The 5,322-nt window shown below is 62.6% G+C and carries 4 protein-coding genes and 1 pseudogene; 2 read left to right on the top strand and 3 right to left on the bottom strand.

From position 1 onward, the window contains the following. The 3 genes and pseudogenes from WAN71_RS14010 to WAN71_RS14000 all read right to left on the bottom strand — a co-directional run. Positions 1-120 (bottom strand): annotated as a pseudogene (locus WAN71_RS14010) (IS607 family transposase); the annotation flags it as partial. Positions 121-126: 6 nt separating this feature from the next. Then, on the bottom strand, positions 127-492 hold the full coding sequence (locus WAN71_RS14005) for a hypothetical protein (RefSeq protein ID WP_422225912.1): 366 nt from the start codon (positions 490-492) through the stop codon (positions 127-129). A gap of 37 nt (positions 493-529) precedes the next feature. Next, positions 530-1,186: a cysteine hydrolase family protein gene (locus WAN71_RS14000; protein ID WP_422225911.1), complete on the bottom strand. Its 657-nt coding sequence runs from the start codon at positions 1,184-1,186 to the stop codon at positions 530-532. Positions 1,187-1,418: 232 nt separating this feature from the next. Here WAN71_RS14000 and WAN71_RS13995 point away from each other — a divergent pair, with 232 nt between their 5' ends. Continuing rightward, entirely contained in the window at positions 1,419-2,174 is a 756-nt protein-coding gene (locus WAN71_RS13995; RefSeq protein ID WP_422225913.1) for a L,D-transpeptidase, read from the top strand. Between the two features lie 103 nt (positions 2,175-2,277). After that, a partial coding sequence (car, locus tag WAN71_RS13990) for a carboxylic acid reductase (protein ID WP_422225910.1) occupies positions 2,278-5,322 on the top strand: 3,045 nt, incomplete at its 3' end.

Here is a 5,322-nt window from a genome sequence, read left to right as displayed (position 1 = left end):
CACCAGGATCGTGCGAGGTCCGACCCTGCGGGCAGGCACCGGCAATGTTCCATCACGGAACCACTTGTACGCAGTCTGGGGGTGAACGCCCTGCGCGATAGCCCATTCTTTGAGGCTCACCCGATATCACCAGTGTTTCATTAGGTCTTTGATCGAGAACGGCAACTCCAAGCGGTGTTCGGTCAGCATCGCTTGCACATCTGCCTCGGTGACGTTCTCGCCATCCTTTAAGGCATAAAACATCGCCTGATCGACGTGCTGCATGAATTCCTCATGCTCAGCGCACCAACGCTCTACCCGCCGTTTGGCCGCCTCTCGCTGACGTTTCTTCTTCGGCGGCATCGACTTGTACGAGTACGCCCGGTGCGCGTTTTGCGCGCTCTTGTACCCGTATCCCTGTGCGTCATCCAGGACTTCACCGGTCGTCTCGTCAATGACGACGTACCGCTTGTCATAGTTCTTCGACAGGTGGGCGTTGACAACGACCTTCACGGAACGCTCCCGGGGAAAACTCAGAGACTCACTAATTCTATCTATTGCGGACACCTTGGCTCAGCCACGCAATTGTCGCCGAGAGGTTTCGAACGTCGACGCCAATCGCCCGACATTCCTTGACGCCTCGGTCGTCAAGTCCGGACAATGCATCCGATACCAACACGATCCGGAAGTCGCGCTCGGAGGCCTCGTAGATGGACGTGCGAGGGCAGTTTGGAAAGTTGCAGCCGACGAAAACCAGTGTGTCGCTGCCGGTATCGCGAATATGTTGCTCGAGCTTGGTCTGGTAGAAGGCACCCCACCGCGGCTTGTACATCACGTGTTCACGCGGGCCGATCTGTTGGAGTTCACCGCTGAGTAGCAATTCATGGTCCAGCTCAACAGGATTGGGCAGCAACTCGGGTGCGATCTGCGAGCCGGCACTGCCCGGGATGGCGTACCGCGCACCCTGTTCGATCGCCCGTTTTCGCACCATGTCGGCGTTCGACCCATCCGGACGGTAGATCCGGACAACGTGCACGATCGGCATTGCACGGTCGCGAAATTCGGTTACCAACGCGGCCATGGCCGGGATCGCCGCCTTGGTGCCCTCGATGGGCAGCGGAGCGTCGTCGCCGTAGAAGTCGCGTTGGACGTCGATCAGAACAAGTACCGCCGAGTCGGGCAGCGGCCGCGTGTACGGATCGGTCATGGCATTGGTGTAACACAGCGATCTGCGCTTGCCAACTCGCACCTAGACCGAAGAGTTTCAGATCACGTCGAGGGTTCCTTTAGCACACCGACCAGGCCAGCTGATGGATGTTTTGCTTGGCTAATCGCGACTCGCCCATTTACGGATCCGTTTGCTGGGCCCCGGATAGGGTACATATTGAGATACAGAATGTGAGCGTTTCGGGCTTGCACCATCTCGGAGGGTGAACACCGTGCGTACGACGATTCGAAAAGTGTGGCTCGCGGGAGCAGTTGCCGTGCTGGCCATGGCGGGATCGGGCGCCCCGAGCATGGCAGCGATCGCGCCCCCGGACCCGACCGCTGGCATAGCGTCGATCCAGCCGGCCAATGGCGCGGTGGTCGGTGTGGCGCATCCGGTGATCGTCACGTTCACCGGGCCAGTCGGTGACCGGATGGCCGCCGAACGGGCGATCAAGATCACCGCGCCCAACCACATCACCGGGCGGTTCGATTGGGTCGAGAACGACGTCGTGCAATGGATTCCGAACGGCTACTGGCCCGCCCATAGCCACGTCGGTGTTACGGTGCACGCCTTGTCAACTGGCTTCGACACTGGCGACGCGGTGGTCGGTGTTGCCAGCATCTCGGAGCACACGTTCACCGTCAGCCAGAACGGCGAAGTGCTGCGCACCATGCCGGCGTCGATGGGTAAACCGTCCCGCCCAACGCCGATCGGCAATTACACCGCGCTGTCCAAGGAGCGCACTGTCCGCATGGATTCGCGGACGATCGGGATCCCGCTGAGCTCGCCGGAGGGATACGACATCGTCGCTTCGTTCGCGGTTCGTGTCACCTGGAGCGGTGTCTACGTGCATTCCGCTCCCTGGTCGGTGGATTCGCAGGGCTACGCCAACGTCAGCCACGGCTGCATCAACCTCAGCCCGGACAACGCCGAGTGGTACTTCAATACCGTCCACATCGGTGATCCGATCAACGTGGTGGCGTAGCGGGCCTCGTCTGACGTCGCTGTGGCGACGGTCACACTCGCACCTGGAAGACTCGAGCGAGGCGTTGAGTTGCGCCTAAGACGGCTTCGACGAAGGGTGCGGTATGACCGACGATGCGCGACTCGAGCACGACACCAGCCCGGTGACGGGAGGCAGCCTCGAGGAACGCATCGGAGGGCTCAGCGCCGTCGATGACCAGATCCGCGCGGCGATACCCAAGCCCGAAGTCGTCGACACTGCCCGGCGCCCGGGTCTTCGGTTACCGCAGGTGCTGGAAACCTACGCGGAAGGTTATGCCGACCGTCCGGCACTCGGGTGGCGAGCACGCACACTGACAACCGATCCGACAACCGGCCGCACTACCAGCCAGCTGTTGCCGCGATTCGAGACCATCACCTACCGCGATCTTTGGACCAATGTGCTTGCGGCAGCGGCGGCCTGGCGACACGATCCAGATTACCCAGTGGCGCCCGGGGATTTCGTCGCGACCGTGGGCTTTGCCAGCCCCGACTATCTGACCATCGACCTGGTGTGCGGATACCTGGGCTTGGTCGCGGTGCCATTGCAGCACAACGCCCCGGTTTCGCGGCTGCGGCCGATCATCGATGAGGTCGAGCCGCGGGTGTTGGCGGTCAGTGCGGCGTATCTGGATGTGGCGATCAAGGCTGCAATAGGAAGTCAGTCGGTGCGGCGCATCGTCATCTTCGACTATCAGCCCGACATCGATGACCAACGCGAGAGCCTGCAGCAGGCACAGGCGCGACTGGAGGGCGTAGGTATCCCGGCGGTCGTCGAGACGCTCGGCGATGTCATCGCCCGCGGCCGAGCATTGCCGCCCGAACCCATGTACCTCGACGGCGACGACCAGCGACTGGCCATGATCATGTACACGTCGGGAAGCACCGGGTTACCCAAGGGGGCGATGTACACCGAGGACATGGTGTCCCGGGTTTGGACCGCCGATGTGATGCCGACAACCGAGGCGCCGGTGGTCAACGTCAACTTCATGCCGCTGAACCACCTTGGCGGACGGATCCCGCTGGCAACGTCGTTCCAGGCCGGCGGCACGAGTTTCTTTGTGCCAGAAAGCGATTTGTCCACGCTGTTCGAGGACTGGAATCTGGTGCGGCCCACCGAGATGGGGCTGGTGCCACGGGTGGTCGAAATGTTGTTCCAGCGCTACCAAACCGGGGTTGACGGTCGGCTAGCCAACGCAATCGAACCCCTCGTCGCCGATGCGCAGGCCAAGTCGGAACTACGCGAGCAGGTGCTCGGCGGCCGGGTGCTCACCAGCTTCGTCGGCACCGCACCGCTGGCTGCGGAAATGAAAGCCTTCATCGAGTCGTGTCTGGGCGTGCATGTCCTCGACGGCTACGGCCTCACCGAGACCATGATGGTGACGGTGGACGGCGTCATCAGACGCCCGCCGGTGATCGACTACAAACTCGTCGACGTTCCCGAGCTGGGGTATTTCGCGACCGACAAGCCGCATCCCCGCGGCGAGCTGTTGGTGAAGTCCGCATCCGCGACGCCCGGCTACTACAAGCGCCCGGAGGTCACCGCAGGGGTTTTCGACGAGGACGGTTACTACCGGACCGGTGATGTAATGGCCGAGATCGCGCCGGACCAACTCGCCTACGTCGACCGGCGCAACAACGTGCTGAAGCTCGCCCAGGGCGAGTTCGTGGCCGTCGCACACCTGGAATCGGTGTTCGCCGGGGCGGCCTTGGTGCGACAGGTCTTCGTCTACGGCAACAGCGAACGTCCATACCTGCTGGCCGTCGTCGTGCCCACCGCTGATGCGCTGCAGAAATTCGTCGGCGACGATGCCGGGCTCAAGGCCGCGCTGGCCGAGTCGTTGCGCCAGACCGCGAGAACCGCCGAATTGCAGTCCTACGAGCTGCCGGCCGACTTTCTGGTCGAGTCCGAGCCCTTCAACACCGATAACGGTCTGTTGTCAGGGGTTGGAAAGTTGTTGCGGCCCAAGCTCAAAGAGCACTACGGCGAACGGCTCGAGCAGCTTTACGCCGATCTTGCTGCCAACCGGGCCGACGAATTGCGCGCGTTGAGAGCAGCCGCGGCCGGCCAGCCGGTGCTCGATACATTGACCCGCGCAGCGCAGGCCTTACTCGGCACCGGCGGCACGCCCGAACCCGAAGCGCACTTCACCGATCTCGGCGGTGATTCATTGTCGGCGTTGACCTTTTCTAACCTGCTGGGCGACATCTTCGGCGTCGAGGTGCCCGTCGGGGTGATCATCAATCCGGCGGGCGACCTGCGACAGCTCGCCGACTACATCAAGGCCGAACGTAGCGCTGGAACCAAACGGCCCACTTTCACCACCGTGCATGGCGCCGGCGCCACCCAGATCCGGTCCGCTGAACTGACTCTGGGTAAGTTCATCAATGCGCAGACCCTGGCTGAGGCGCCATCGCTACCGTCGACCGCTGGTGAACCGCACACCGTTCTGCTCACCGGCGCCAACGGTTACCTCGGCCGCTTCCTGTTACTGGATTGGCTGCAACGGCTCGCCGAGACAGAGGGAAAGCTGATCTGCATAGTGCGCGGCAGTGACCCGCAATCCGCCGCAGGACGCCTTGAAGCGGTGTTCGACAGCGGGGATGCGCAATTGCTGGCGCGGTTCCGGGAATTGTCGGCCGACCGCCTCGAGGTGGTCGTCGGCGATATCGGCGAGCCGAATCTCGGCTTGGATCAAGCAACTTGGGACCGGCTAACCCAAACGGTGGATTTGATTGTGCATCCGGCCGCCCTGGTCAACCACGTCCTACCGTATGACCAGTTGTTCGGCCCGAATGTTGTTGGCACAGCAGAGCTCATCCGGCTGGCGATTACCTCTCGGATCAAGCCGGTGACCTACCTATCGACCGTGGCGGTGGCATTGTCCGTCGATCCAGCTGATTTCGTCGAAGACGGCGACATTCGGGACGTCAGCCCGGTGCGACCGATCGACGACTCGTATGCCAACGGGTACGCGAACAGCAAGTGGGCGGGCGAGGTATTGCTTCGCGAGGCGCACGACCTGTGCCGGCTGCCGGTGGCGGTGTTCCGCTCCGACCTGATCCTTGCGCACAGCCGTTATGCCGGTCAGCTCAACGTGCCCGACGCGTTCACCCGGCTGATATTCAGC

Origin of the sequence: Mycobacterium sp. (genome assembly GCF_049280035.1) — a bacterium.
Lineage (GTDB): Bacteria > Actinomycetota > Actinomycetes > Mycobacteriales > Mycobacteriaceae > Mycobacterium.
Note: the sequence above shows the minus strand (reverse complement) of the source record. Positions and strands in the feature narration are given on the sequence as shown.